A 23,976-nucleotide genomic window follows, 5' to 3' on the forward strand; every position below is an offset into this window, starting at 1 on the left:
CCCGCGCTAACAAAAAGAAGTCAGGCTAAATCTGACTTCCCATACACAACTAATTGACTGCTACATGACTGGCAATAATTTCTAATTCACCATCGAATTTCCACGCTTTGACATCATTTGGAAGAATAAAATGGTGACCTTTTCTAATAGGATAAATCTGGTTGTCAATCGTCAAATGCCCTTCCCCATATAAAACACTGACTAGCAAGTAAGGTGCAACCTGTTCAAATTGCACTTCTCCAGCCACTTGCCACTTGTAAACAGTGAAAAATTCGTTGGACACCAGTAGGGTAGATTCAAGATTTTTCAAGGCTAACTTAGCAGGAACACTATTTGCAGGTTGTCCGATGGTCAGCACATCGATTGATTTTTCGATATGAAGCTCGCGTAAATTGCCAGAAGCATCTGGACGGTCAAAATCATAAACACGGTAGGTCGTATCACTTGACTGCTGCGTCTCTAAAATGAGAATCCCTTTCCCAATCGCATGCATGGTACCGCTTGGAACATAGTAAAACTCCCCAGCCTTCACCGGGATACGTGTCAATAGATGATCCCAGTCACCAGATTCAATCATCTGACGAAGTTCTTCTTTGGATTTAGCATTGTGCCCATAGATGATCTCAGAACCTTCCTCAGCTGAAATAATGTACCAACATTCGGTCTTACCGAGCTCTCCTTCATGAATTCTGGCATATTCATTATCAGGGTGAACCTGCACACTTAGCCAATCATTGGCATCTAAAATTTTGGTCAGTAAAGGAAAAACAGCTTCTTTAGGATTGCCAAATAATTCTGGATGTTCTTGATAAAGATGATCCAAGGCCTGCCCCTTGTAAGCACCATTTTTGATGACAGATACACCATTTGGGTGCGCTGAAATCGCCCAATATTCCCCAGTCGTCTCCGTTGGAATATCGTAGCCAAAGACATCTCTTAATTTTGTGCCACCCCAGATTTTATTGTGCATTGTTGATTGTAAAAATAATGGTTCTGCCATTAGATCACCTATTCCTCTTAAAATTCCCTTTAATTATAACACGCTAAGTCAAATTGTAAAGGCTTTATTAGCCAAAGATATAGCAAAAAGAGCTGTGCTCAACACAACTCTTTTAATAGTTTAACGTTCTGATACTTTTTTTGCCAAGGCAAAATTACCATAAGTCGCTGAGCCATTTTCAGCGATAGCTGGTATCACAATATACTCGCTAGCATTAGGTGTTGGAAGATAACCATTCATCAAGCTATCAAATTTTTCACGAACACGTTTAAGCATGTGTTCTTGAGCCATAACTCCACCACCAAACACGATGACTTGTGGACGGTAAAGGAGCGTAGCTTGGACAGCTGCTTGAGCAATATAGTAAGCTTGAACATCCCAGACATCAGAATTTTGCTCAATCAGTTCCCCACGAATCCCTGTACGAGCTTCAAGTGAAGGACCTGCAGCCAAGCCTTCTAAACAGCCATTGTGGAATGGGCAAGTGCCGTTAAACTCACGGGCAACATCTTGTGGGTGAAGTGCCACGTAAGTATGACCCGCCTCAGTGTGACCAGTTCCACCAATAAATTCACCACGTTGAATAGCACCAGCACCGATACCAGTACCGATTGTGTAGTAAACAAGGTTTTCAACGCCTTTACGAACAAGTGATTCACCATAAGCTGAGCTGTTTACATCTGTTGTAAAGTAAAATGGCACTTTAAAATGTTTAGAAATTTCACCAACCAAGTTGACATTTGACCAATGTGGTTTTGGTGTTTTAGTAATGTAGCCATAAGTTTTTGAATTTTGGTCGATATCAATCGGACCGAATGAACCGATAGCAACACCAGCCAAATCAGCTTCAAATCGTTGGAAAAATTCTACTGTTTTTTTTATGGTTTCAGAAGGTGTTGTTGTTGGAAATTGTACTTTTTCAACAACTTGGAAATTTTCATCGCCAACCGCACAAACGAATTTTGTCCCACCAGCTTCCACGCTTCCGTATAATTTTGGCATATCTTATCCCCTTAATTAGTTTGATTTGTTTTATATTTATTATAAAAAATTCGGGTCTATAAAGCAAGTAACTTAAGGCTTTACAAACATACAGAGGCTGGAATTCCTATTCCAACCTCTGTGGTCTTTATTACTCAGTGATTATTTCACTTCAAGAAGGTTAGCACCGTGTGCAACAGTTCCTTCAGCAACTGGTTTAACTTCTGCATAATCAGCAGTATTAGTTACGATAACCATCGTAGTATTATCTAAACCAGCGGCAGCAATTGCTGCTGAGTCAAATGTTCCAAGAACATCACCTTTTTTAACTTTTTGTTCTGCTTTAACTTTTTGATCAAAGCCTTTACCATCCATTGATACTGTATCAATACCAATGTGGATAAGGATTTCAGCACCGTTATCAGATTTGATACCGTAAGCATGACCTGTTTCAAAAGCGATTTGGATTGTACCATCAACTGGTGAGTAAACTGTTTTTCCGCTTGGTTTGATAGCGATACCGTTACCCATAACACCTGAAGAGAAGACTGGATCGTTAACAGTGTTAAGTGCTACTGTTTCACCATCAAGTGGGCTAACGATTGTTTCAGCCTCTGCTTTTGCTGGTGTAGCAATTGGTGCTGGCTCAGCAGCTGGTTTTTCAGCTTCTTCAGCTTCTTCAGCCTCTTCATAACCAAACATGTAAGTCAATACAAAGGCAAGAGCTGTAGTTGCAAGTACCATGATGACATATTTAAGAACTTGACCATTAAGATAAAGAAGAGTACCTGGAATGATAGTGATACCAAAACCAGTACCAGCAAGGTTAAAGATTGAAGCTAACCAACCACCAGCAGCACCAGCGATAAGACCCATGATAAATGGTTTACCAAAACGAAGGTTAACCCCGAAGATAGCAGGTTCAGTGATACCAAGTCCAGCAGAGAGAGCAGCTGGGAAAGCAAGAGCTTTCAATTTAGCAGATTTAGTTTTCACACCAACGGCAAGAGTTGCACCAGCTTGGGCAGTCATAGCGGCAGTGATGATTGCATTGAATGGGTCTTTACCATCAGCAGCAATCAATTGTGATTCAAGAAGGTTGAAAATGTGGTGAACACCAGTTACCACGATAACTTGGTGAAGTCCACCAATGATAAGACCTGAAAGACCAAGTGGCAAGTTGAGCAAGAATTTAGTTCCTGCAAGAACATAGTTTTCAACAGAGTGGAAGACTGGACCAATGACAAAGAGTGCCAAGATTGACATGATAAGGAATGTCAAGAATGGAACTACCAAGAGGTCAAGAACATCTGGAATGATTTTGTGAAGTTTTTTCTCAAGTTTTGCACCAAGAAGACCTACGAAGAAGGCTGGCAATACTGAGTTTTGGTAACCAACTACTGGGATGAAACCGAAGAAGTAGATTGGTTTTGCTGCGCCAGAAGCAACGTTCCAAGCATTTGGAAGTGATGAGTTAACCATCATCAAACCAAGTACCAAACCGATAACTGGGTTACCACCGAATACGCGGAAGGCAGACCATGAAATCAAGGCTGGGAAGAAGGCAAAGGCTGTATCAGTCAAAACAACTGTATAAGTATAGAAGTTTGAAGCTGAGAAGGCTTTTGAAGTTGTTCCAAAGAGACCCAAGATAGTGTCGTTATTGATAGCTCCGCGGATACCCATGAACAAACCAGTCGCTACGATTGCAGGAAGCAATGGAACGAAAACATCACCAAATGAACGAATAGCACGTTTGAAGAAGTTACCTTGTTTAGCAGCTTCAGCTTTTTGTTCTTCTTTTGAAGCTGTTGGCATACCTAGCGATACAACTTCATCATAAATTTTGTTAACTGTACCAGTACCAAAAATGATTTGGTATTGACCTGAATTGAAGAAAGCCCCTTGGACTTTTTCGATGTTTTCAACAGCGTCTTTGTCGATAGCATTTTCATCTTTGACCATGACACGAAGACGAGTCGCACAGTGAGCTACGCTGTTGACGTTATCAAGACCACCAATAGCCTTGATGACTTCTTTTGCAATTTGTGTGTTGTCCATTTGCAAAACTTCTCCTTTTGAATATTGAGTTCTGAAAGCGTTTCACTCTCTTTACTCTATTATTTTATCATGCTGTCTTAAAATATGTCAAGCGCTTTGCAGAAATTTTTATTTTTATTGGGAAATAATTGATTTTATAACCGAAAACGTTTACTATATTAGTATAGAATATTAGGTTATAGGAGACTGAATCAATGAATTTACCTACAGAAGTTCGTTACCGTCCTTACGCTGATTGGACAGCTGATGAAATCAAACATATTGAAGAAAATGTAGCCAAATCACCATGGCATGCGACTTATCATTTGGAACCAAAAACTGGATTGCTAAATGACCCTAACGGATTTTCTTACTTTAATGGTAAGTTTCATCTTTTTTATCAAAATTGGCCATTTGGTGCGGCACACGGTTTGAAACAATGGGTCCATACTGAATCTGAAGATTTGGTGCATTTTACAGAAACAGGTGTTAAGCTTCAACCTGATAACCCACATGATAGCCACGGTGCCTATTCTGGTAGCGCCTATCCGATTGACGATAAACTTTTCATCTTCTATACAGGAAATGTTCGTGATGAAAACTGGGTTCGCGACCCTCTTCAAGTCGGGGCTTGGATGGACAAAGATGGCAATATTGAAAAATTTGACCAAGTGCTCATCCAACAACCATCAGACGTCACAGAACACTTCCGTGACCCTCAAATCTTTGTTTACCAAGGTCAGTTTTACGCTATCATTGGGGCACAAAATCTTAATAAACAAGGCTTTATCAGACTTTATAAAGCTGTTGGTAATGACGTTCATAACTGGGAGTTGGTCGGTGACTTAGACTTCGGTGGCACTGGTTCAGAATACATGATTGAATGTCCTAACTTAGTCTTCGTTGATGGCAAACCAGTTCTTCTTTACAGCCCTCAAGGACTTGATAAATCAGAACTCAACTACGATAACATTTATCCCAACACTTATAAAATCTGTCAAGCGTTTGACACAGAGAAACCTGCACTCCTAGGTGCTTCAGAAATCCACAACCTCGACTACGGGTTTGAGGCTTATGCTACTCAAGGCTTCAACATGCCTGACGGACGTGCCTTGATTGTGAGCTGGATTGGGCTTCCTGATGTAGATTATCCAACTGACCAATACGACTACCAAGGCGCTATGAGTTTGGTTAAAGAATTGACACTGAAAGATGGCAAACTTTACCAATACCCTGTCGCAGCAATGGCTGAGCTCCGTGGGCAAGCAGAAAACTTAGCTGATAAAGCCCAAACAAACAACACTTACGAACTTGAAGTGACCGTTAAGGCTAACAGCAAAGCTGAACTTATCCTTTTTGCTGATAAAGACGGCAAAGGATTGTCATTGACTGTCGATACAGAAAATGGTCAAGTCGTCCTCGATCGTTCTCAAGCTGGCCAACAATACGCTACTGAATTTGGAACAAGCCGTAGCTGTCAAATTGACAATCATGACATCACTTTAAACATCTTCGTCGATAAATCAATCGTTGAAATCTTTGTTAACAAGGGTGAAAAAGTCTTCACCAGCCGTGTCTTCCCAGATACTGACCAAACAGGAATCACTGTCAAATCAGGCTCTATCTCAGGAACTTACTACGAATTGAATTACTAATATGGTCGCTAAACTAACTGATGTCGCTGAGCTAGCTGGTGTTAGTCCCACTACTGTCTCTCGGGTCATTAACAACAAAGGCTATCTCTCGGAAAAAACAATTCAAAAAGTCAAAGATGCTATGAAAGAGTTGGGTTACAAGCCCAACAGCCTAGCTCGAGGACTTCAAGGAAAATCTGCCAAACTCATCGGGCTCATCTTTCCAAATATCTCTAACATTTTTTATGCGGAGCTGATTGAGCATCTTGAAAATGAGCTCTTTCAGCATGGCTATAAAACCATCATCTGCAATAGCGAGAGCGATCCCATCAAGGAAAAAGAGTATCTCGAAATGTTAGAAGCCAATCAGGTGGATGGCATCATTTCAAGTAGCCACAACCTTGGGATTGATGATTACGAGCGCGTTGAGGCTCCCATCGTCGCTTTCGACCGCAACCTCGCACCAAACGTGCCCATCGTCTCTTCGGATAATTTTGAAGGGGGAAAAATGGCTGCGCGGACATTGCAAAAGAATGGCTGTGAGAAAATCATCATGATTACTGGAAATGATAACTCCGACTCCCCAACAGGACTCCGAAAACTAGGCTTCAATTTCCAAAATAAGGAAGCAGAAGTTATTCACATTCCAAATAACCTCTCCAACATCCGTCGTGAAATGGAGATTAAATCAATCCTCGCTACTCGAAAACCTGATGGTGTCTTCACCTCGGATGATTTGACAGCCCTGCTCACCATGAAGGTTGCTGGTCAAATGGGGCTCCGTATCCCCGACGATATCAAATTCATCGGCTACGACGGCACCCAGTTCATACAGGATTTCTTCCCACAGTTAACCACTATCAAGCAACCCATCAGCGAAATTGCTAAACTTTTGGTTGATGTCTTACTTAAAAAAATTAATTGTGAGAAAACCAGCAAAGATTACATTCTACCAGTGAGCCTGCATCCTGGAAATAGCATTTAAGACAAAACTGTAGATTGACACCAAATCTACAGTTTTCTTTATGCACTTAAAAAGCCATTGAGCATAGACTCAATAGCTTGTTGTTATTCTTCTTCGGATGTTACTACAAACTGGCTCAAAAGCCCGTTTACGAATTTTGCAGATGTTTCATCTGAATACTTCTTAGCAATTTCGATAACTTCGTTCAAAGCTACACGGTCAGGTGTTTCATCAAAATATTTGATTTCATACAATCCCAAGCGGAGCAATGATTTATCAACAGTTGTCAAACGGTCCAAGCTCCAACCATCTTTCAAATGGTCAGAAATTTCTTTGTCTAACTCGTCCTTGTGGTCAACAACACCGTTAACCAAGTTAAGCAAGAATGCTGGAACATCTACTTCGGTATCTTCACCAATATTTTTGTCATAGACAAAAGCAAACGCCGTCGCATCGACAAATTCACCGCCAGTTTCTAGACTAAACAAGGTTTGAAATGCACGTTCGCGAAGGTCGCGTCTTGAGTTTTTAAATAGATTAGTCATTCAAGAAATCCTCGTCAAAAAGTGATTTCATATCTGGTTTTGGTGTTTTTTCTGGGACAATGCCTTCAACATGGATGTTCACTGCTGAAATAGTTACTTCTGCCATATCATAAACGGCTGCTTTAACGGCCTGTTGAATCTCCATAGAAACAGTTGGCACGCTAACGCCATATTGAAGATAGACGTAAATATCAGCAGTTACGGTTCCATCTTCCTCAGTGTGAAGGTAAACACCTTTGCTGAGATTGGCTTTGCTGAGGCCATCTGTTACTGCTTTATTGCGAAGAGAATGCACACCTTCTACTTTTGTTGCAGCAATCCCTGTGATTACTTCAAGGACACGTGGTGAAATGACGATTTCACCGATATTTTCAGTTGTCATAGCCTATCCTTTCCATCGTGTTTTCACGAAAATCGTAAAGAAGAGGGGCAAGTCCTTGCCCACACTCTCACTTCTGATACTATCTTATTAGGCGCGTGAAACGTAAGTTCCTTCTGTTGTGTTGATAACCAATTTTTGTCCTACTTCGATAAAGTCTGGAACGTTAACAACAAGACCTGTTTCAAGAATTGCTGGTTTACCAGAACCTGTCACAGTTGCACCTTTGATTGAAGGTTGAGTTTCAGTGACAGTCAATTCAACAGTTGTTGGTACTTGCACACCGATAACTTCTGTTCCGTAGAATTGGATTTTAACATCTGAGTTTTCAAGGATGTAAAGCAATTCTTGTTCAACGTTTGCAACTGGGATTTCGTATTGATCGTAAGTTTCGTTGTTCATGAAGTAGGCAGTGTCATCCATCTTGTAAAGGTATTGCGCTGGCACTGTTTCGATGATAGCTTGTTCAAATTTTTCTTCTGGACGGTAGCTTGTATCAAATGTTGAACCAGTACGCACGTCACGCAATTTCATACGCATGATTGTGTTACCTTTACCTGGTTTGTGGTGGCTTGCTTCAAGAACGCGGATCAATTTTCCATCTGCTGTTTCAAAAGTCATACCTGCTTTAAGCTTACTTGCTTCGATCATTTTATCAATACCTCTTTTTAATTAAAAATTTTATCACTTCATTCTATCATAAAACGCAAAGATGCTCAAATGTTTTCAGCCCTTTAGCCTTTCTGTATTCGATTTCTTTAAACTTCCAGCAAGAAGCGGTCTATTTATGATGACTTTTTTGGGAAAATGGCAGAGCTGACAATTGCCATCGTTCGCCTACAAAAGGTCTCCCCCATCTTGAAAAATACCATTGTCAGCTGACAATGGGGGTTCCCAAGCAAAATGAGTCCCATTGTTTGCGAACAAGAGAGAGCTATTCTCAAACAAAATTAGCCCATTATTCACGTACAAAGGACAGTTCCGACTAGAATTCCTCCAATTGTTTTCGTACAATGAGTTTTTTCAAGCAGAATTACTCCCTTGTTCTCGTACGATGGCACTTCTCAAACTTGATAAGCTCCTTCGTTTCCGTGCGAAAAGAATTTTCAACTGGCGTTGCGTTACCTCCTCGGATCGATGCGAGGGGACTTCTCTATTGCGATTTCCGCTCTTGTTATTGTTCGAGAAGCATTATCAAACAGGTTAAGCCCTTTTGTTCTCATTTGAAGAGACTTGTCCACCAAGATTTCTCTCTTTGTTTCCGTTCGAGGGAACTTTCCAAACAAGATTGCCTCCTTGTTCCTGTTCGAGAAGGGTTCTCAACTGCGATTACCTCTCTTGTTTTCATTTGAGAATACTCCTCATCTACAACCAACCTTCTTGTCCTTGTTCGAGAGGACCTCCCAAATCAGTTAACCTTTCTTGTTCTCATACGAGTAGACTTTTCAAGGGAGCTGAACCCTTTTGTTTTCGTTCGACGGAGATTTTCTGACTGGGAAATAGCTCTTGTCAGCTGACAAAAGACATAGCAGAGAAAAATACGACTCCTTGTCTGGCTACAATGACCATCCTGAGACAAGAAAAGCCCTACTTCAAGCGAAGCAAGGCTCATCGTTTATTTGTCTAAGACCTACTTTTCCACACCCAGCCTTATCTCAGGCACATCGTGTTGGAAGTAAGGGACATTTTTGGCTTCTAGGAGCTCGATAGCAAAGGGGTGAATGCGATAGGCAGTCTTGTAGGTGATTTTCTTAATGCCTGCTTGCAGAAGAGCCTTAGTGCAGTTGATACAAGGGAAATGGGTCACGTAAATTTCGGTGTCTTTAGTGGAAATGCCTTCCTTGGCACACTGGATGAGGGCATTCATTTCGGCGTGGACGGTGCGAATGCAGTGACCATCCTCCATCTGGTGCCCCACTTCACTGCAGTTATCAGTGTCAGAAACCCCACCATTGTAGCCTGTGGCGATAATGCGTTTGTCCTTGACTAGAACAGCGCCGACAAAGGCGCGGTCACAGGTGGAGCGTTTGGAAATCAGCTCCGCGTTAGCCATGAAATAATCCTGCCATGAAAGTCTATCTGTCATCTCATCCTCTCCTTCTCATCAGCTCTGCTATTTGCCAAAAGCCTACAAAACAATCAACTCTTTAGGCGCCAATGTCAAGACTTGGCAACCTTCCTCTGTCACCACAAGGTCGTCTTCGATGCGGACGCCATACTTGCCGTCAAGGTAAATCCCAGGCTCATCAGTGATAGCCATGCCCACCTCAACCAGCTCCTGCGACTTGCCAAAGTAAGGAATTTCGTGAATATCAAGCCCGATGCCATGCCCGATGCCGTGAGTAAAGAAATCACCGTAACCCGCCTCAACAATAATGTCACGCGCCACCTTATCATAGTCCACACGGGTCATGCCAGGCTTAACAGCATCGATAAGCGCCTGATTACTGCGAAGGGTGATGTCGTAAATGGCGTGCTCCTCGTCCGTCGTCTGTCCGATGTGGATGGTACGGGTCATGTCGCTGACATAGTGGTTGTAGTAGCAGCCAAAATCCATGGTCAAGCTCTCACCAGAGCGGATAACCTTGTCGCTAGCCACCCCGTGGGGCATAGCAGAGCGTTCACCAGATGCCACGATGAACTCGAAAGAAGGCCCTTGGGCACCCAGCTCACGCATACGAAAGTCAAGGAAATTAGCCACCTGAATCTCAGTGGTTTCATTAGGTTTGATGAAGTCAAGCACGTCTAGGAAGGCCTGGTCAGAGATGGCACAAGCCTGACGAATGGTAGCAATCTCACTGTTGTCCTTAATCATACGCAGATTTTCAAGGAAATTAGTCATGGCAACCAGCTTGTAATCCGCAAAAACAGTTTCCAAGGTCTTGTAGAAGTTGTAAGACACTATTTCACCGTCAAATCCGATGGTCTTGAGACCGTCTTCCTTGATAATCTTAGCAATCTCAGTCAGAGCATCCCGCGTTTCCACAATATCAAAGCCCTTGACCACACCCTTAGCAATCAAAGTGTAACGCGAATCCGTTAAAAAGAGACGACGCTTTCCAGAAATAAAGACCGTCCCAGCTGTCCCATGAAAACCAGTTAGGTAATAAACATTAGTCAGGTTAGTCACCAAAACCCCATCGCAGTTTGTTTTCTCCATAGCAGCTACAAACTTGTCAACACGCGCTTCAAATACCATTTTATTCCTCCAAAGACTTAAATTACCTACATTTTAGCACGAAATAAACAAAAAAACAGCCCTTCACGGCTGTTTTTCAGTTTACAATTTATCTTTCAAATAATGACCCGTATAACTCGCTGGGTTAGCAGCTACTTCTTCTGGTGTGCCAGTCGCAACAATAGTCCCGCCACCGACACCACCTTCTGGACCAAGGTCAATGATATAGTCGGCCGTCTTAATGACATCAAGATTGTGCTCAATGACAAGAACGGTATTGCCATCATCCACAAAGCGGTCAAGCACACGAAGCAGACGCGCAATATCATCCGTGTGAAGGCCAGTTGTTGGCTCATCCAAGATATAGAGACTCTTACCAGTTGAGCGTTTGTGGAGTTCAGACGCTAATTTCATACGCTGTGCTTCACCACCAGATAAAGTTGTGGCTGGTTGACCTAGGGTCACATAGCCAAGACCCACATCCTTAATCGTCTGCAATTTACGAGCAATCTTAGGAATAGCACCAAAGAATTCAACCGCGTCATTGACTGTCATATCGAGAATTTGAGCGATATTTTTTTCCTTGTAATGCACTTCAAGCGTTTCACTGTTATAACGAGTGCCGTGACAAACTTCGCAAGGAACGTAGACATCTGGAAGGAAGTGCATCTCAATTTTGATAATTCCATCACCAGAACAAGCTTCACAGCGTCCGCCCTTGACATTAAAGGAGAAACGTCCTTTCTTGTAGCCACGAATCTTAGCTTCATTGGTCTGAGCAAAGAGGTCACGGATATCATCAAAGACACCAGTGTAAGTCGCTGGGTTTGACCGTGGCGTACGTCCAATTGGACTTTGGTCAATGTCAATCAAACGGTCAAGATGCTCAATACCTTCAAGCGATTTGTGTTTACCCGGTTTCTCAGAATTACGATTGAGCTTTTGAGCGACAGCTTTTTTCAAAATACTGTTAATCAAGGTTGATTTTCCTGACCCTGAAACACCTGTCACGGCGATGAATTTACCCAGCGGGAATTTAACATCTAGGTTTTGAAGGTTATTTTCAGCTGCACCTTTGATTTCTAGGAAGCGACCATTTCCAGAACGGCGTTCAGTTGGGACTGGAATGGATTTTTTACCTGACAAATATTGGCCGGTGATGGAGTTGCTGTTCTTGGCAACTTGCTTGGGCGTGCCAGAGGCAACGATTTCCCCACCAAAAGCGCCAGCTCCTGGTCCCACGTCAATAAGCCAGTCAGCAGCCATCATGGTATCTTCATCATGTTCCACGACAATGAGGGTGTTACCCAAATCACGCATCTTCTTGAGACTGTCAATCAAGCGGTCATTGTCGCGCTGGTGAAGCCCAATGGAAGGTTCATCGAGGACATAGAGGACACCAGAGAGATTTGACCCAATCTGAGTCGCCAAACGAATACGCTGGCTTTCCCCCCCAGAAAGTGTTCCCGCAGTCCTTGAAAGGTTGAGGTAGTTGAGCCCCACATTATTGAGGAAACTGAGGCGGTCATGAATTTCTTTGACAATAGGACGCGCAATGATTTCTTCGTTTTCCGTCAAGGTTAAGTGATTCAAGAGTTCCAAATGGTCGGCGATTGACAGGTCAGACAGTTCACCGATGTTCAACCCTTTTTCACCACCCACGCGCACACATAGGGCTTGGTCATTGAGACGATAACCATGACAGGTCGTACACTTGAGCTCATTCATGTACTCGCGCATGACATTGCGGGTGTAATCACTGTTGGTCTCATGGTAACGGCGGTTAACATTATTGACAACCCCCTCAAACGGCAAATCTAGATTTCGTTCGCCACCAAAATCATTAACATAGTGGAAATGGAATTCTCGGTCACTCGAACCATAAAGTGCAAGCTCTTGCGCTTCTTCCGATAAGTTTTCAAACGGTGTATCCATGTCAATGCCAAACTGCGTCATGGCTTGTTCAAGCATGGCTGGGTAATAGTTAGATGAGATTGGATTCCATGGGGCTAGCGCTCCTTCACGAAGTGTTTTGGACTTATCTGGAACAACTAAGTCCAAATCCACCTCTAGCTTGCTCCCCAAACCATCACAGGTTGGACATGAGCCAAATGGAGCATTGAATGAAAAAAGACGAGGTTCAAGTTCTGGCACTGTAAAACCACATTTTGGACAAGAATAATGTTCAGAAAAGAGTAGCTCATTCCCGTCCATGGTATCAATAATCACATATCCATCTGCCAAGCGAAGCGCAGCCTCAACGGAGTCAAAGAGACGTGAGCGGATGCCATCCTTCTGAACCAAACGGTCAACCACAATCTCAATATTGTGCATCTTGCTCTTAGAAAGCTCAGGAACCTCAGTCACATCGTAAATCTCGCCGTCCACGCGCACGCGCACATAACCATCCTTTTGAACCTTATCAAAAGTCGTCTTGTGCTGCCCCCTTTTACGACGAACAATGGGCGCTAGAATCTGCATCCGAGTCCGCTCTGGCAGCTCCAAGACCTTATCCACAATCTGCTCCACAGACGAAGCCGTGATAGCCCCGTGACCATTGATACAGTAGGGCGTCCCGACCCGAGCATAAAGCAGGCGGAGGTAATCATTGATTTCCGTCGCTGTCCCTACGGTTGAGCGGGGATTCTTGCTAGTGGTTTTTTGGTCGATGGAAATGGCAGGGCTGAGACCATCAATGGAATCCACATCAGGTTTCTCCATATTGCCCAAAAATTGTCTGGCATAGGCCGACAAGCTTTCCACATAGCGACGTTGACCTTCGGCATAGATGGTATCAAAAGCCAAACTAGACTTACCAGACCCAGACAAGCCCGTCACAACAACCAATTTATCCCGCGGAATATCCACGTTAACATTTTTCAAATTATGGGCACGCGCCCCACGAATCATTAATTTATCTTGCATTTTCTACGCGCAATCCCTTCAAAAGACTGCACTCCTCCTGTTCATATCTTTACCATTATATCAGAATTTAAAAACCAATTCCTGTATTTGATATGGAAAATGACTACTTAGATATCTAAAAAGCAGAGCTGTTTTCTAGCTCTGCTATGATTTTATTTCTTCTCTGGCAATTGAGTAGTTGGACTCAAGGCGTTTTGAACGTTGTATTTCTTTTTAAGCCAGTAACGTCCTCCAAATGCTAGGATTGAAAGAACAAAGAGAACTAGCGCTGGTAATTGTGGGTTAATCACTGCTGGCAAGAAGGATACGACGGTGAAGGCAAGGACCCAAAGAATTGTTGCTACTACCATGACAAGAATGGTCTTGACCCAACTTGGACGCTCTGATTTTGGTTTACCCATGTGGCGGTAAATGAAGTGATAAGTCGAATACATAACCGCACCACCACCGAAACTAATAGCAAGAATCGATAGAAGACCAGATTCTGTACCTTTAGTGCCGAAAAGTATCATAAAGCCGTTAAACAAGGTCACCAATCCCATGAATAGCAAGGAAGTATCCAACCACATCAACCACGGATTTGTATTTTTCTCATTTTCCTTAGCAATCGCTTCTTGTTTAGCTTTTTCAGTAAATGAAGCTGCCCAAACCGTTGGAGCACCTAAAAAGTTACGAGCTGGAATACCTCTTTCTTGATTTTCCACAATCTCTGGCATCACTTGGTCAAAGATTTCCTTGATTTCAGCTTCTGTTTTGCCATCAGCTTGAAGTTGATGGGTCGCGATGTAAACAAATTCTTGATTTTTCTTTGTCAATTCAGTCATAGTATCTCCTAGTCAGTTCTTAGAACCATTTTTTTCGAATAAAATAAATCACAACTGCCGAGCTGAGTGCCGCAGCAATCAAAATAATGTACCAAAAGGCATACGGAAGCCCGTTCAGAGGCATCCAGTTATTCTTGAAGTTCATCCCGTAAGCCGAGAAAATCACGGTCGGAACGTCGAGAGCCATGGTCATCAGGGCCAGTGTCTTCATAATCGTATTCTGGTTATTACCAATGATGGAAGCTGTCGTTTCGGTCATGGCATTCAAGACATTTTCATAGATGTTTGCCATCTCAATGGCCTGTTGGGTTTCGATGAGCGTATCTTCCAGCAAATCCTCATCTTCAATGTATTTTTTCAAGCTGCTGGTACTCGACGTCAACTTCTTAACAATACGTTCATTGAATTTCAGTGAGGCTTTCAAGTAGACGATAGATTTTTCCAGCTCCATCATATCAATCAGCTGCTCATTTTGAGTGGCATTTTCCAGTTGAGCTTCGATTTTATCGCTTTGTCTGTCGATAGAACGAAGGGCAGCTAGGTAAAGCTCTGCATTACGATAAAGCAGTTGAAAAACAAAACGCGTCTTCATAAAGGTGTAGAAATTCCTCACCCGACGGTTGTAAAAATTATCAAAAAGCGTTAATTTTTCCAAACAAGTCGTAATGACGGCATTCTCTGTCACGATAATTCCCATCGGGATGGTCACATAGTAATTTTTATTATTACGCTCTTCATAAATAGGAACGTCGACGATAATCAAGGTATAATCATCCTCTACCGAAATACGGGAAGTTTCTTCCACGTCGAGAGGAGCCCTGAGGTCCGTAATGTCAATGTTAAATTGCTCTGCTAACTTGACAGACTCCTCCTGGGAAGGGTTCACCAGATTAATCCAAGCACCCGGCTCGAATGTTTCTATTTCTTTGAATTCTAAGGCTGTTGAAAGAAATATTTGTTTCAAAGCTAGACCTCCTTAATCTGATAAATCCATACCTTATTATTATACAAGAATTATAGCCTTTTGACCATGAAAATCTGACCAATATTTTCATAGCTATAGTCATCTAGCTCATCTTTTAACCTAATTAACCCACTTTAACCCCCTTCAACTACAACTCAGTCCAACCTCACTAAAAACTATAAAGAAAAAGAAGACTGGTTTCCCAATCCTCTTTTGATTATTAGTCTTCGTTTACGTAAGGCATAAGAGCCATAACGCGAGCACGTTTGATTGCTGTTGTCACTTTACGTTGGTTTTTAGCTGAAGTTCCTGTTACACGACGAGGAAGAATTTTTCCACGTTCTGAAACGAAACGGCTAAGAAGTTCTGTATCTTTGTAATCAACGTATTCAATCTTGTTAGCTGCGATGTAATCAACTTTTTTACGGCGTTTGAATCCGCCACGACGTTGTTGAGCCATGTTTATTTCTCCTTTATAATTTTAAATTCTGTCCATTTTAGAATGGTAGGTCGTCATCTGAAATGTCCATTGGATTTGTATTACCAAATGGGCTTTCATCACGGCCAAAGTTTGGTGTAGATTGTGAAGCAGGTGCACCAAAGTTATTATTTGGTGTGGAGCTAAAGTTGTTTTGACTTTGTTGACCAAAGTTTCCACCAGCTGAATAGCCACCGTTATTTTCACGTGTAGCACGACTTTCCAAAATTTGGAAGTTGTCTGCGATAACTTCTGTTACATAAACGCGTTGACCCTGTTGGTTTTCATAATTACGAGTCTGAATACGACCTGTAATCCCAATAAGAGTACCTTTCTTCGCCCAGTTAGCCAAATTTTCAGCCTGTTGGCGCCAAATGACACAATTGATAAAATCAGCTTCGCGTTCACCCGCTTGATTTTTAAAATTACGATTGACAGCCAATGAAAAAGTAGCAACTGCTTGATTACTTGGTGTGTAACGAAGCTCTGCATCACGGGTCATGCGACCGACAAGTACTACATTATTAATCATAAGACACCTTCTTAAGCGTCAAGCTTAACGATCATGTGACGAAGAATGTCACCGTTGATTTTTGAAAGACGGTCAAACTCGTTAAGAGCTACAGCGTCAGTCGATTCAACGTTAACAACGTGGTAAAGTCCTTCACGGAAATCTTGGATTTCATATGCAAGACGACGTTTTTCCCAGTCTTTTGATTCAACAACAGTTGCACCGTTGTCAGTCAAGATAGAGTCAAAACGTGCTACCAAAGCGTTTTTAGCTTCTTCCTCAATGTTTGGACGAATAATATAAAGAATTTCGTATTTAGCCATTGATATGTTCCTCCTTTTGGTCTAATGACTCACGAGTCTACCCGTGAGTAAGTGAGGTAATGCTCACAAGATAGTATTATACAGGAAAAATAAGGTGAAGGCAAGAGAAAAGCAGGGAAAATTTTTATTTCCTGCTTTTCTTTTTATATTATGGTTGATAAGTTTTATCAATAATCAAAACTGGTTTAATGGTCTTACCAGATACTGAATCGGCATTGGCTGTGTTGATGTCTTCAAAATCATAGAATTTTTCCGTTTTATCAAAATCAAACCAACCAAGTTTGTAAAATTCAATCAAGCGAGGGATGTCAATTTGTGGGATGGAGTCACCCATGTTAACACCGACAATTTTCTTGTCGTCAACACAGAGGTCATTCCAAGTTGAAAGGTTGATATTATGTGGCGTTACGGCGATGGCTGCGCAAGTACCACCTTGAGCAAGGGCAGCGACGCTATCCATAATAACAGATGACAAGCCAGTCGTATCAACCGTCCAATCAACACCGTAGCCACCTGTCAATTCCTTGATTTTAGCAACAGCATCTTCTTCTTTGCTGTTGATGGTATGTGTTGCACCGAGCTCTTTAGCCAAGGTCAAACGTTCTGGCACGATATCTACGGCAATAACTTTGGTACAGCCTGAAATGCGTCCAGCCATCATTGCAGCCAAACCAACAGCACCTGTACCAAAGACCGCAATGGTTTGACTAGGTTTAGGTTGAAGGGTATTAAAGACAGTACCTGAACCAGTCACGTAACCACAACCAAGAGGACCTAAAATACGGAGGTCAAGGTCTTTATCCACCTTGACAGCATTACGTTGGTCAACAACTGTCGTCGTTGTAAATGATGATTGGTTGAACATGTCTGAGATATGATGACCATCTTCTGTAAAGTGGTCGTCACCATCTGCACGCACGCCAGACAAATTGTACTTAGCGTAGCTACGACATTGGGTAGGCACCCCCTTCAAACAGTTGTCACACGTACCGTCTGAATAGAATGACAAGATAACGTGGTCCCCAACTTCAAAATTCTTCACTTCAGAACCGACAGCTTCAACAATACCAGCACCTTCATGCCCCAAAATAACTGGGTAACCAAGGGAAGCATCACCCTTGCGGATAGCTTCATCGGAGTGGCAGATACCTGATGCTACCATGTGAATTTGCAAGTCCGTTGGACCTACTTCATGCAAATCAACCTTGTCATGGATTTCAAATTGAGCTCCAACTTCAGGAACTACAGCTGCTTTAATTTTCATAAGAGTAACTCCCTTTCTTTGGTGAATTCGTTTACAAGTTTATTGTATAACTTTCCACAAGATTTTCAAGTATCAAATGATTTTTCAGTAACAGTAATTGGACACCAGCAATAAATATGTGTAATTAGCTAATAGAAAATTGTTGGCATTATCACAGAAGCTCGCAAGCACATCCTGACAGTGATTAAATGCTGTTATTGATGCCCTTGCCTAACCCTGTCAGAATTACTCTGCTGTCTAGGTATTTTTTCTAAATTTCCCACAAACCACTAATCCTATCAGATAGTTCCTGTCAGCTGTTGGGCAAAGCTTTCTAGTTTAGGGGAAAACTTTTGTACAGTGGGGCAAAAAATCTTTTTTTGATACGAAGTTTCTCAAACAATGGCCTAAAAAAATATTTTTCGGTCCATATTTCTCGATCAATGTCTAAAAAATTCTTTTTTCGGTTCATATTTCTCAATCAGTAACCTAAAAAACATTTTTTAGCTCGAAGTTGACCAACGTGAGACCAACCAATGATTTTTTGGCGGATGGCTTGATTTCATTCTACTCATCATTTTTCTGATTCCTGTGGAATCACTCTGATGCAGAAAAAGATTATCATTGAATCAACTGACGATAGAGGTCTTTATTGCCCAAGTGTAACTGATTGTACTGATTATAGACGGCTTCTATGAACAGGTCTTTATTTGATAATAGGGTGCTTAATTTTTGAATCAAATGCTGCACTTCTTGTGCTTCAAAGGTATTTTGAGGAGAGACGTACTTGCTTTGGTGCTGTGTCTCCTTGAAGGCAAACAAAAGCATGGCTTGTTCAAAGGATTTTCTGACCGCAGACAAGATTTCATCGCCATGATTGATGTCCAGATAGATATCACAATTAGATAGCAAGAAATCCTTAAACTTACTTGTGACGTTTGGATAGAGCTTGACATTAGGGTACTTGGCATAGGACAGCAATTTACTTGAAATCTCTGTTATGGCAGCTATGTGGAAAGTGAGCTGAGGAAGCCCTTGGACAAGCTCAGTCAGAGATTCAATATTGTCCGAATTGGTAAAAATCAGTGCTTGGGGACGTGCTTGATTCTGACGATGCAAAGGATAGAGATAACCAAGGTAAGACAAGGCTGTTTCTTGAGGGAGTTGTTGGCTCAAGGCAAGATAAGCTTGCCAGTCTTGAACCGCAATATGTGTGTTAGACTTGGCATCCTCCAAAAGGACCTTCATATTTTCTGGAACATCGCTACGCGCTACTTCTTGCCAGAATAAGACATCCTTCCCAGGGTGAGCTAGCTTTCTAGCGACCGCCAGTGGTGTTGACAAAGAATTATAAATGAGACGTTCAGCTGCTAGCCCCATCTCTTTCAAATAGAAAATGATAAAATCAGCTTTATCCTTGAAAACAAGCAACTGCTTATCCTTATTGACGATAATATCCCCTGTCCTATGATTTTCTACAAGGACATCTCGCTTGTGAGCATCATAATAAGTCGTTGTTGTTAGTTTTTGGTCACTGCCATAAACGGTCTGGGCAAAACGATAGCCCTGTTTATTGTAGTGGTCAAGGCTGTAACGTTTTCCCGCTTCATCCAGCCATTCCACCTCTTTGACAAAACGCTGGTGGGTCGGTGAAGCGTAGATGATGTTTGCTCTGAGATGACTATAGTCATGAATCTGCCCTGTGCGATTGTTACTGCTAATCTTCCAAAAGGCTGGAACCTCTATCTGGTTAAAGTAGCGTGGCTTTCCTTGGACCTTGTCAAATCCGGTAATATACTGATAGGGAGAGAGGACATCGTCAGGCAAAAAGCCGTCGTCATGGATGACAAACGTTGGGTGTTTGTAGCCTGAGACCAGCAAGGAATAGTGCAAATCCCAACTTTCTTGAGAATAGTAATCAAATAAATTTATCACTGGTCAAAACTCCTTAATAGATTTTCCCATTTTGCTTCCACAGCAGTTGTCAAATAGTTCTCTGCTAGCTTGTAAGAAACCTGGTGCATAGCTTCTGTGTTGGCACTGGTAAAGTAAGCCACGATTCGATTGGCAAACTCTTTGACAATCTTGGTCTCATTCATCTCGTTTCTGTATGGAATTAAGTAGCCATTTGTGCCATCTTTGACGAAAGTTGGATTGCCATAAGGAACATCAAAGCCAATCAAGGGCAGACCTGAGCCTACTGCTTCCATCAAGGTCAATCCAAAACCTTCGCTAGTCGAAGCCGTCACGTAGATCTCATAATCTCTGTAAACGGTCTTTAAATCTTGGTGCCCTTTTAAGAAAATATAAGCACCCGCTTGATTATCATGGATGAGCTTTTGGAGATGAGCCTCCTCGCCGCCCTTACCATAAATAGCAAAGGTCAGCTCAGGCAAAACTTTATGGGCTTGGACAACAGACTTAAGCAACCAGTCTACATGCTTTTCAGTTGCTAGCCTTGAGGCAGTTAAGAGGGAGAAAGGCTTCCTTGCACCCTTAGGATAAAGAAGATTATCCAGACTTCCAACAGGAATCGTCTCAATCCGAGGGGACTTGTCTGCATAAGCCTTAAACTGCTCTGCCAAGACCTTTTTCTGAGCATCCGTTGCGGTGATAAAAAAGTCAACCGCGTCTGCATTGGTGAACTGATAATCATAATAGTTATTCCACAAGATATTGTCAGCTGTAGTTGAACTGGCGCTGTAATGCTCTGCATGAACGACCACTCCCAACTTTGCCTGACCATGATGGCGGAAAACAGCCTGACCGACACCAGTTGAACGGTCCAGAATGACCATATCTTTCTCAGTCAGATTGAGACAGTCCATGAAGTAGGCGATAAGTGCCTCTTTTGAAAAAAGAATCTTATCAGGAAAACGATAAATGTTGGCTTCACCATCTCTGATAATTTCTTCATAGGCCACTGATCCATCTTCATTGAAGAAATGGCGTTTTTCCAAATGGGCACGATTGTCCTTGGGACTATAAAATTCAGAAAAAATCTTGGTGTAAGAAAAGTAATCTTTTCGTATCAACTTTCCACGCGAAACATACTCCACACGGTCAACATAATCTTTATCCTCACGGGTTAGATAGGCTGTAAAAAAGAAATCATCTTGTTCGTAGAAACAACGGACAACCTTGCCATTTCGTTCTTGCCGTGTCTCCGTGTGTGGCAATCCTTTTTTGACGTCAGCAATTGTCACAGTTGTCGGTGCGATTTTAATATCTGTGAAATAGGTGTATAACCAGATAATCTCCTCATCCAAAAAGCCCATATTCTCCGTTAAATGAGCGATATTGTCCGCCTGAATCATATCCGTAAAAATAAATCTGGCCTTGCGATTCAATTGTCTAAAAACATTGGCACGGTAGGCTTGGGCGTACTCGACACCACTACTTGCCCATCTAATACCCAAATTCACATTGTAAATAGTCACAGCTCTCTCCTTTAGCACAATAAGTGGTCATCTTGCCCATTATTATAGCACAATTTGTAAATAATATGACCTACCCACTCGACAGCCAACAAAAAGTCGCTAGAGCTAATCCCTAACGACTTTGTCTATCAAAACTTAATCCTCATCTCTGTAACGGTAAAAAGCAAACCAGAAGATAAGCAAAGCAATAAAGAGCAGGATAGCAATAAACGGTGCTACCATGACTGGCTTAACCTGACTGGCATCTGATGTCACACGAGCTATCTTGGCTTGATTAGCAATGCGATGACCACGCACCAAGAGTCTATGAGTATTGACCCCGTAAGGCGTACAAGTAACCAGCGTCACATAGTCTTGCTTTGGATCAATAGCTAGCGCAGATACGTCATCCGGTGTGACTGTCCGAATCTGGTCAACCTCATAAGTCAGAGTCTCGTCCATAACCTGAATAAGGAAGGTATCTCCCTCCACCAGCTGGTCAATATCCGTAAAAAGCTTAGCCGATGGCAAACCACGGTGACCAGAGATAACAGCATGCGTCCCTTTACCACCAACTGGCAAAGAGGTTCCAGGAATGTGCCCGATAGCCACCTGCAAAATAGCATCGTCTGTCCCGTGATAGATGGGCATGGTAGTGTTTAGCTTGGGAATTTCCACATAGGCCATAATCCCCGCATCTGTGACATTCAAGACTTGATTATAAGTGGACTTCTGCTCCGCTGATAAATTCAAATCGGGGATAACTCCTTGGGGCAGGGTCTGATTATAAGCACGCGCAGCTTCCAGCATCTTGTCGGTCTCCTCTTGAGACATGTCTTCGACCTTCTCGACATAAGCCGCAACTGCTTTTGACTGGTGGAAAGAATTCCAGTAGTCACTTACCGTTGGGTACAGCAGTAGGGACAGCCCAATTAGCAATATAAAGACTAATAAAAAAGTGGTCCAATTTTGTTTTAGTTTATCTATCATTAATAGAGCTCTCCTTACTGTTGTCAAAAGAAAGAGGTAGCCAAGACCACCCCTCACCTTATAACAACAGAAATTTTTCTGTTAAGCTTGATTAAGCTTCCATACGTTTTTTAGTAATAAGAAGGATACCAGCGCCAAGAACTAAGATAGCACCTGCAATGTAAAGTATTGTAGTACCAACACTACCAGTTGAAGGAAGGATAGAACCTTTCTTGTTGACAACTTGAGTAGTCAAAGCATCTTCATTTGCTTCAGCACGAGTGAATGTGATTTCACCGTTTGCAGCAGTACCTGTAAGTTTAGTCAATTTAGGCTCAGCAGCTTCTGTATCATGTTTAGCTTCTACAGTGAACGTGATTGGTTTGATTGTATTATAACCTGCAGGAGTTGTTGTTTCTTCAAGAACATAATCCCCATCGTCAAGACCTTTAAATTCGAATTTAGTTGCTTCACCAGCAGTAATTTCTTTAACTTTAGTCTTTGTACCTTTAACCATCTTGTAAAGAGTGAATCCAGCACCTTTCAATGGTTGTTTATCTTTGTCAACTTTGTTTACAACTGTTTTGTATGTGAATACAATAACGGTGTCTTTTGGAGTTTTACCGGTATCATTTGGTTTACCTGTACCCTTTTCATTTGGATTGTTTGAGTAGATGAGTGCAACTTCGTTAGGGTTACCTTTTGAACCGATAACAGCATTTTCATTAAGTTTTGCAGAGTAATCTACAGTAACTTTACCACCTGCAACACCACCAAGTGCTTTAACATCATTGATAGCAATAGTAAGTTTTGTTGAACCATCTGTGTCAGTAGTTGTAGTTAATTGGTATTGGTCTGCTGTCAATGTCTTATCGCCAACTTTAACAACAGCGTTGTTGTTGAAAGTCAAACCTTTAGACATTGTATCTGAGAATTCAAGGTAGTAAGTTTCGTATTTATCAAAGTTTTCTGCAGGCAAAGTAGCTGTCAATTGGAAAGGGACGTCATCGTTGATATCGTAGTCAGCTGAATCTTGCCAATCAGTAGTTTCACCAGTTGTGTCGTTTGTGTCTTTAACTTTTTTCTCAACAGTTGGTGTACCAGATTTTGGTGTTACAGTAACATTTTTAACGACTTGTAAGATGTAAGAAGTGTATGCTGCTTTTTCAGCACCTTTCAAAGAACCGTCTTTATCTTTAACAAGGTAGTAACCAGCACTAAGACCTGTCAAAGCACCTGGGTTTTGCAAGTATTTACCTGCAAGGCTTGCGAATTCTTCTGTTTGACTTGCAGAGAATGTTGCCATTTTTTCAGCAAGAGCAGATGCTGAACTTACACTGTACTTATTTTGAAGAGCTGTTTGTCCATCAGTAGTAATACCATTACCCCATTGGATATTTGATAAAGTATTGTCATTCAAATCACCAGTGAAGATTTGGTAACTTTCGTAAGTATGACCTGTAGTGTCACCATTGATAGTGATGTCATACGCCAATGCCTTGCTACCTGTGAAGGCAAACAAAACTGCGACAAATGTCGCCAAAATTAATTTTAATCTTTTCATATTAAGTCTCCTTTTTAAATTTAAGCATAGTACCT

General features: G+C 41.9%; 21 protein-coding genes. 2 read left to right on the forward strand and 19 right to left on the reverse strand.

Annotation, left to right across the window (positions count from 1 at the left end):
* Positions 1 to 49 precede the first annotated feature (49 nt).
* The 3 genes from manA to IYQ92_RS03925 form a co-directional block, all read right to left on the reverse strand.
* A complete protein-coding gene (gene manA, locus IYQ92_RS03915) occupies positions 50 to 1,000 on the reverse strand; it encodes a mannose-6-phosphate isomerase, class I (protein ID WP_195675440.1) in 951 nt (316 codons plus the stop codon).
* A gap of 120 nt (positions 1,001 to 1,120) precedes the next feature.
* The gene (gene scrK, locus IYQ92_RS03920; protein ID WP_195675441.1) at positions 1,121 to 2,002 is read right to left on the reverse strand and encodes a fructokinase ScrK; all 882 of its coding nucleotides are present in this window, start codon (positions 2,000 to 2,002) and stop codon (positions 1,121 to 1,123) included.
* 141 nt (positions 2,003 to 2,143) lie between these two features.
* Positions 2,144 to 4,042: a sucrose-specific PTS transporter subunit IIBC gene (locus tag IYQ92_RS03925; protein ID WP_195675442.1), complete on the reverse strand. Its 1,899-nt coding sequence runs from the start codon at positions 4,040 to 4,042 to the stop codon at positions 2,144 to 2,146.
* Positions 4,043 to 4,236: 194 nt separating this feature from the next.
* Here IYQ92_RS03925 and IYQ92_RS03930 point away from each other — a divergent pair, with 194 nt between their 5' ends.
* Together IYQ92_RS03930 and IYQ92_RS03935 are read left to right on the forward strand one after the other, a co-directional pair.
* Positions 4,237 to 5,676, forward strand: a complete 1,440-nt coding sequence (locus IYQ92_RS03930; RefSeq protein ID WP_195675443.1) for a sucrose-6-phosphate hydrolase — start codon at positions 4,237 to 4,239, stop codon at positions 5,674 to 5,676.
* 1 nt (position 5,677) lies between these two features.
* Positions 5,678 to 6,640, forward strand: a complete 963-nt coding sequence (locus IYQ92_RS03935; protein WP_195675444.1) for a LacI family DNA-binding transcriptional regulator — start codon at positions 5,678 to 5,680, stop codon at positions 6,638 to 6,640.
* Positions 6,641 to 6,723: 83 nt separating this feature from the next.
* Here IYQ92_RS03935 and nusB read toward each other — a convergent pair whose 3' ends face one another.
* The 16 genes from nusB to IYQ92_RS04015 form a co-directional block, all read right to left on the reverse strand.
* Entirely contained in the window at positions 6,724 to 7,164 is a 441-nt protein-coding gene (gene nusB / locus IYQ92_RS03940) for a transcription antitermination factor NusB (protein WP_195675445.1), read from the reverse strand.
* Complete coding sequence (locus IYQ92_RS03945; protein WP_195675446.1) at positions 7,157 to 7,546, reverse strand: Asp23/Gls24 family envelope stress response protein; 390 nt, start codon at positions 7,544 to 7,546, stop codon at positions 7,157 to 7,159. The genes nusB and IYQ92_RS03945 overlap by 8 nt, the downstream gene beginning before the upstream one ends.
* A gap of 87 nt (positions 7,547 to 7,633) precedes the next feature.
* Positions 7,634 to 8,194, reverse strand: a complete 561-nt coding sequence (gene efp, locus IYQ92_RS03950) for an elongation factor P (RefSeq protein ID WP_195675447.1) — start codon at positions 8,192 to 8,194, stop codon at positions 7,634 to 7,636.
* A gap of 979 nt (positions 8,195 to 9,173) precedes the next feature.
* On the reverse strand, positions 9,174 to 9,629 hold the full coding sequence (locus IYQ92_RS03955) for a deoxycytidylate deaminase (protein WP_195675448.1): 456 nt from the start codon (positions 9,627 to 9,629) through the stop codon (positions 9,174 to 9,176).
* 42 nt (positions 9,630 to 9,671) lie between these two features.
* A complete protein-coding gene (locus IYQ92_RS03960; protein WP_195675449.1) occupies positions 9,672 to 10,742 on the reverse strand; it encodes a M24 family metallopeptidase in 1,071 nt (356 codons plus the stop codon).
* Between the two features lie 81 nt (positions 10,743 to 10,823).
* Positions 10,824 to 13,646 (reverse strand): excinuclease ABC subunit UvrA, encoded by a 2,823-nt coding sequence (gene uvrA / locus IYQ92_RS03965; protein ID WP_195675450.1) that lies wholly within the window; start codon positions 13,644 to 13,646, stop codon positions 10,824 to 10,826.
* 152 nt (positions 13,647 to 13,798) lie between these two features.
* The gene (locus tag IYQ92_RS03970; RefSeq protein WP_195675451.1) at positions 13,799 to 14,470 is read right to left on the reverse strand and encodes a DUF1129 domain-containing protein; all 672 of its coding nucleotides are present in this window, start codon (positions 14,468 to 14,470) and stop codon (positions 13,799 to 13,801) included.
* Positions 14,471 to 14,489: 19 nt separating this feature from the next.
* Positions 14,490 to 15,434, reverse strand: coding sequence for a magnesium transporter CorA family protein (locus IYQ92_RS03975; protein WP_195675452.1), 945 nt, complete (start codon positions 15,432 to 15,434; stop codon positions 14,490 to 14,492).
* Positions 15,435 to 15,654: 220 nt separating this feature from the next.
* Positions 15,655 to 15,894 carry a 30S ribosomal protein S18 gene (rpsR, locus tag IYQ92_RS03980; protein ID WP_000068665.1) on the reverse strand — a complete coding sequence of 80 codons (240 nt, stop codon included), beginning with the start codon at positions 15,892 to 15,894 and terminating at the stop codon, positions 15,655 to 15,657.
* A gap of 37 nt (positions 15,895 to 15,931) precedes the next feature.
* Complete coding sequence (locus IYQ92_RS03985; protein ID WP_195675453.1) at positions 15,932 to 16,444, reverse strand: single-stranded DNA-binding protein; 513 nt, start codon at positions 16,442 to 16,444, stop codon at positions 15,932 to 15,934.
* An 11-nt stretch (positions 16,445 to 16,455) separates the two neighbouring features.
* Complete coding sequence (gene rpsF / locus IYQ92_RS03990) at positions 16,456 to 16,746, reverse strand: 30S ribosomal protein S6 (RefSeq protein WP_195675454.1); 291 nt, start codon at positions 16,744 to 16,746, stop codon at positions 16,456 to 16,458.
* A 148-nt stretch (positions 16,747 to 16,894) separates the two neighbouring features.
* On the reverse strand, positions 16,895 to 18,010 hold the full coding sequence (locus IYQ92_RS03995; RefSeq protein WP_195675455.1) for an NAD(P)-dependent alcohol dehydrogenase: 1,116 nt from the start codon (positions 18,008 to 18,010) through the stop codon (positions 16,895 to 16,897).
* Positions 18,011 to 18,610: 600 nt separating this feature from the next.
* Positions 18,611 to 19,924, reverse strand: coding sequence for an accessory Sec system glycosylation chaperone GtfB (gene gtfB / locus IYQ92_RS04000; protein WP_195675456.1), 1,314 nt, complete (start codon positions 19,922 to 19,924; stop codon positions 18,611 to 18,613).
* The gene (gene gtfA, locus IYQ92_RS04005; RefSeq protein WP_195675457.1) at positions 19,921 to 21,429 is read right to left on the reverse strand and encodes an accessory Sec system glycosyltransferase GtfA; all 1,509 of its coding nucleotides are present in this window, start codon (positions 21,427 to 21,429) and stop codon (positions 19,921 to 19,923) included. Before gtfA ends, gtfB begins: the two co-directional genes overlap by 4 nt.
* A gap of 135 nt (positions 21,430 to 21,564) precedes the next feature.
* Positions 21,565 to 22,398, reverse strand: a complete 834-nt coding sequence (locus IYQ92_RS04010) for a class C sortase (RefSeq protein WP_195675458.1) — start codon at positions 22,396 to 22,398, stop codon at positions 21,565 to 21,567.
* Positions 22,399 to 22,489: 91 nt separating this feature from the next.
* Entirely contained in the window at positions 22,490 to 23,941 is a 1,452-nt protein-coding gene (locus IYQ92_RS04015) for an isopeptide-forming domain-containing fimbrial protein (protein ID WP_195675459.1), read from the reverse strand.
* Positions 23,942 to 23,976 lie beyond the last annotated feature (35 nt).

The sequence above is a fragment of the Streptococcus sp. HF-1907 genome (assembly GCF_015594605.1).
Lineage (GTDB): Bacteria > Bacillota > Bacilli > Lactobacillales > Streptococcaceae > Streptococcus.

Excerpts from the sequence above, each read along its gene's own strand:
- rpsF (WP_195675454.1), bottom strand. The coding sequence starts at position 16,746 with ATGGCTAAATACGAAATTCTTTATATTATTCGTCCAAACATTGAGGAA.
- IYQ92_RS03995 (WP_195675455.1), bottom strand. The coding sequence starts at position 18,010 with ATGAAAATTAAAGCAGCTGTAGTTCCTGAAGTTGGAGCTCAATTTGAA.
- efp (WP_195675447.1), bottom strand. The coding sequence starts at position 8,194 with ATGATCGAAGCAAGTAAGCTTAAAGCAGGTATGACTTTTGAAACAGCA.
- IYQ92_RS04015 (WP_195675459.1), bottom strand. The coding sequence starts at position 23,941 with ATGAAAAGATTAAAATTAATTTTGGCGACATTTGTCGCAGTTTTGTTT.
- IYQ92_RS03985 (WP_195675453.1), bottom strand. The coding sequence starts at position 16,444 with ATGATTAATAATGTAGTACTTGTCGGTCGCATGACCCGTGATGCAGAG.
- IYQ92_RS03960 (WP_195675449.1), bottom strand. The coding sequence starts at position 10,742 with ATGGTATTTGAAGCGCGTGTTGACAAGTTTGTAGCTGCTATGGAGAAA.
- IYQ92_RS03930 (WP_195675443.1), top strand. The coding sequence starts at position 4,237 with ATGAATTTACCTACAGAAGTTCGTTACCGTCCTTACGCTGATTGGACA.
- IYQ92_RS03935 (WP_195675444.1), top strand. The coding sequence starts at position 5,678 with ATGGTCGCTAAACTAACTGATGTCGCTGAGCTAGCTGGTGTTAGTCCC.
- IYQ92_RS03925 (WP_195675442.1), bottom strand. The coding sequence starts at position 4,042 with ATGGACAACACACAAATTGCAAAAGAAGTCATCAAGGCTATTGGTGGT.
- uvrA (WP_195675450.1), bottom strand. The coding sequence starts at position 13,646 with ATGCAAGATAAATTAATGATTCGTGGGGCGCGTGCCCATAATTTGAAA.
- IYQ92_RS03970 (WP_195675451.1), bottom strand. The coding sequence starts at position 14,470 with ATGACTGAATTGACAAAGAAAAATCAAGAATTTGTTTACATCGCGACC.
- rpsR (WP_000068665.1), bottom strand. The coding sequence starts at position 15,894 with ATGGCTCAACAACGTCGTGGCGGATTCAAACGCCGTAAAAAAGTTGAT.
- nusB (WP_195675445.1), bottom strand. The coding sequence starts at position 7,164 with ATGACTAATCTATTTAAAAACTCAAGACGCGACCTTCGCGAACGTGCA.
- IYQ92_RS03955 (WP_195675448.1), bottom strand. The coding sequence starts at position 9,629 with ATGACAGATAGACTTTCATGGCAGGATTATTTCATGGCTAACGCGGAG.
- IYQ92_RS03945 (WP_195675446.1), bottom strand. The coding sequence starts at position 7,546 with ATGACAACTGAAAATATCGGTGAAATCGTCATTTCACCACGTGTCCTT.
- IYQ92_RS04010 (WP_195675458.1), bottom strand. The coding sequence starts at position 22,398 with ATGATAGATAAACTAAAACAAAATTGGACCACTTTTTTATTAGTCTTT.
- manA (WP_195675440.1), bottom strand. The coding sequence starts at position 1,000 with ATGGCAGAACCATTATTTTTACAATCAACAATGCACAATAAAATCTGG.
- scrK (WP_195675441.1), bottom strand. The coding sequence starts at position 2,002 with ATGCCAAAATTATACGGAAGCGTGGAAGCTGGTGGGACAAAATTCGTT.